Below are 2,958 nucleotides of genomic sequence, written 5' to 3'. Positions count from 1 at the left end.
TGATCCCACGATGATAGCGAGAGGAGCAGCGTTAGGGGTAATAGACCCCGAAAGATACGCGCGATTAAATCTCCTTGAGGAGAGAGGAAGCTGGGAAAAGCTCATTGAAGAGCATGGAAGGGAGATTAAAAGGATTTTAATAGCCTCTTTAATCCTCCTCGTTGCGTGGGGAGCTGGCTGGCTTATAAACTATAAAAGCGTTATGAGCGAAAAAGAGAAGCTGGAGAGGGAAATCGCCTCAGTCTACAGAAGATACTTCGGTGAGGGAAAAGTGGTGGTTCCCTTAAAGCAGGCGAGAAGGAAAATAGAGGAACTTGAAAAGGAGATAAAGGTAAGGTCAGCGGAAGGAACGCATCCGCTTTTAATTCTGGAAAGGGTGAGCGGGAGCATACCCGCAAGCTTAAATGTGAGGCTTGATAACATACACATAAGAGGAGAGGAAGTCGAGCTTGAGGGCTCCGCGGAGAGCTTCGAGGATATAGACAAGCTTAAAAAGGCGTTGGAGAAGAGCTTTAAGAGCGTTGAAATAAACTACGCGCGCGTAAGCGCCGACGGAAAGAGCGTAAGCTTCGGAATAAAGCTCAAGGAGATGATATAATGGGAGAGAGGGAAAAGAAAGCCTTACTTTACGGCGGGATAATTATTGCTCTTATATTGATCTTTAACTTCTGGATTTACCCGGCATCTCAGCGCTTGAAGGAAGCTAAAACGGAAATAGAGATAAAGAGACAGGAATTAAAACAGCTTATAGCCCTTGGAGAAAGATATAAAGCCCTTAAAGAGGAGCTTTCAAGCAAGAGGAAAAGCTCGGAAAGTCTTTTTTCTTACTTAAGCTCACTCCCTCAAAAGCTCGGAATAAAGGAGAAGCTGGTTTATATAAAACCGCTTGGAAAGGAAAAATATGAGGTGAAGCTTGAGAGCCTGACAAACGAGGAGCTGGTTAGATATTTAGCGGAGCTTGAAAAAAGCGGTATAGCCAGCATAAGAGATGTCAAGATAAAGGCAAGTGGAAACCCGAGAAGGATAACCCTCAGCATGGTGGTGGCGGGTATTGAGTAAGATGAAGATAATTTTACTAAGCGTGGTCATAGTGCTTATCTCCTTCGGGATCTTCACCCTCTTAAGGTTCCCCTACGAGAGGGTCATCGACAGAAAGCTAAAGGAGCTTGAAAAAAGCGGGGTAAAAGTGGAATATAAGGAGCTGAAGGTGATACCGTGGAAACTGCGAGCTCTTTTCGGGAACTTCAGCATTAAAACTGGGCTGTTTAGATTAAGCGCCGATGAGCTTCAGGCAAGGTTAATCTTAGGATCGCTTTTTAAGAAACCTCTGAAAATGGAGCTGAGGCTTAGGGATGGAAGCATATCCGCGCTTAATATGCCGGGAACGATAATCCCGTTCGAGGAGGGAAGAGGAATACTGATAGGAGCGGGGAAATCGTTCAAGATAAGTGATGTCTTTCTTAAAGGAAGCAACGCCCTCATAAAGGGGGAAATAGAGGGAGGGGGAAAATACGACCTGAGAGTGAAGCTCTCGGGAAGGATAAGAGAAAAGCTATCCTCGTTTTTGAGGTTTCTTAAGAAGGACAGGGAGGGATTTTATATATTAAGGAGTGATATAAGATGAAGGCGGGAAAAGTTTTGCTAAATCTGCTTTTTTGCGTGATATTGATTCTAACGGGAATGAAGTTATCTGATCTATTTTTAAACTATGTGGATAAGGTTTTCGCGGAAGAGGAGAGCTTTTTAAAGATCGTTGAGCGCGGAGGCTTGAAAAAGGCGGAAAAGAAAAAGGACATAAAGAGCTATCTTCGGGGGAAGAGAACCCTGGCACGAAATCTATTTGGCATTCCTGAAGAAAGGAAGGAGCAGGTTCAGCCGAAAGCTAAGACTACCGAAAAGAAGGTGGAAGTTATAAAGAGGCTTAATGTCCAGCTTCTTGGAGTAGTCGTCGGCGCGAAGTGCGAGGCAATGATACTCGATGGCGGAAAGGTCAGGGTGATTAGAATAGGAGATGAAGTTATGGGATACAAGGTAGTGAAGATAGAAAGGGATCTTGTGATATTGGAAAGAAATGGAGAAAAAGCAGAGATATCCTTTAAGTATGGAGGCTCTTCTTCCAGATCTTCAGCAAGAACACCTCAAAGGAAAACAATCATTAGAAAGCCGCCACCTCCACCCCCAAGACCAGTAGAAAGCACAGGAATAAGGCGAACAAGTGATGGAAAGATCATTATAAGCAGAGATCTTATAAATGAAGCTTTAATGAGTCCACAGAAATTCTTAAGGGGAATATTCATAGGTCCTCACTTTAAAGATGGAAAACCGGATGGCTTTGTTATCAGATATTTGAGCAGAACGCACTTACTTTCAAAGATGGGATTGAGGAAGGGAGATGTGATAAAGAAGATAAACGGGATAGAGATAAGAACGGTAACCGATTACTACAACGCTATAAGATCGATAACCGAGGGAGAGAGCCTTACCCTGACGGTTGAGAGAAAGGGAAAAGAAATGAATATAGAATGCGAGATAAGATAAGAGGGGGAAAAATGGTATGGGAATTGGTGGATTAAAAGCCAAAATAGATGAACATGAAGAAAGAATAGCGAGGTTAGAAAAACTGGCCGAGATCAACATGCAGGAAACGATCCTGCTTAAGAGGGAGATGAGAGAGTTTAAAAGGGAGATGCGAGAATTCAAAAACGAGATGAGGCTTTTTAAAGATGAGATGAGGGCCTTTAAGGATGAGATGAGGGCTTTTAAAGATGAGATGCTTGCGTTCAAAGATGAAATGAGAGCGTTTAAGGATGAAATGCAGGAATTCAAAGAATGGGCTAAGCAAAATATCCAGGAAATCAGAAAAAGCTCAAAAGAGTTCGAAGAATGGTCCAAACAAAATATTAAAGAAATAAGAGAAAGCTCCGAAAAATTCAAAAATGAAATGCAGGAATTCAAAGA

At 42.7% G+C, this 2,958-nt stretch carries 5 protein-coding genes; all 5 read left to right on the top strand.

The features are described from left to right. A partial coding sequence (locus J7M13_03520) for a hypothetical protein (GenBank protein MCD6363055.1) occupies window positions 1-598 on the top strand: 598 nt, incomplete at its 5' end. Beyond that, window positions 598-1,059, top strand: a complete 462-nt coding sequence (locus J7M13_03515; protein ID MCD6363054.1) for a type II secretion system protein M — start codon at window positions 598-600, stop codon at window positions 1,057-1,059. The genes J7M13_03520 and J7M13_03515, both read left to right, overlap by 1 nt. Continuing rightward, the gene (locus J7M13_03510; protein ID MCD6363053.1) at window positions 1,052-1,624 is read left to right on the top strand and encodes a hypothetical protein; all 573 of its coding nucleotides are present in this window, start codon (window positions 1,052-1,054) and stop codon (window positions 1,622-1,624) included. Before J7M13_03515 ends, J7M13_03510 begins: the two co-directional genes overlap by 8 nt. After that, window positions 1,621-2,538, top strand: coding sequence for a PDZ domain-containing protein (locus tag J7M13_03505; GenBank protein MCD6363052.1), 918 nt, complete (start codon window positions 1,621-1,623; stop codon window positions 2,536-2,538). Before J7M13_03510 ends, J7M13_03505 begins: the two co-directional genes overlap by 4 nt. A 16-nt stretch (window positions 2,539-2,554) precedes the next feature. Further along, window positions 2,555-2,958: hypothetical protein (locus J7M13_03500; GenBank protein ID MCD6363051.1), on the top strand; the 404-nt coding region annotated here is incomplete at its 3' end.

The organism is Synergistota bacterium (genome assembly GCA_021159885.1).
GTDB lineage: Bacteria > Synergistota > GBS-1 > GBS-1 > GBS-1 > AUK310.
The sequence above is the reverse complement of the archived record's forward strand: the minus strand, read 5'-3'. Positions and strand labels throughout refer to the sequence as shown.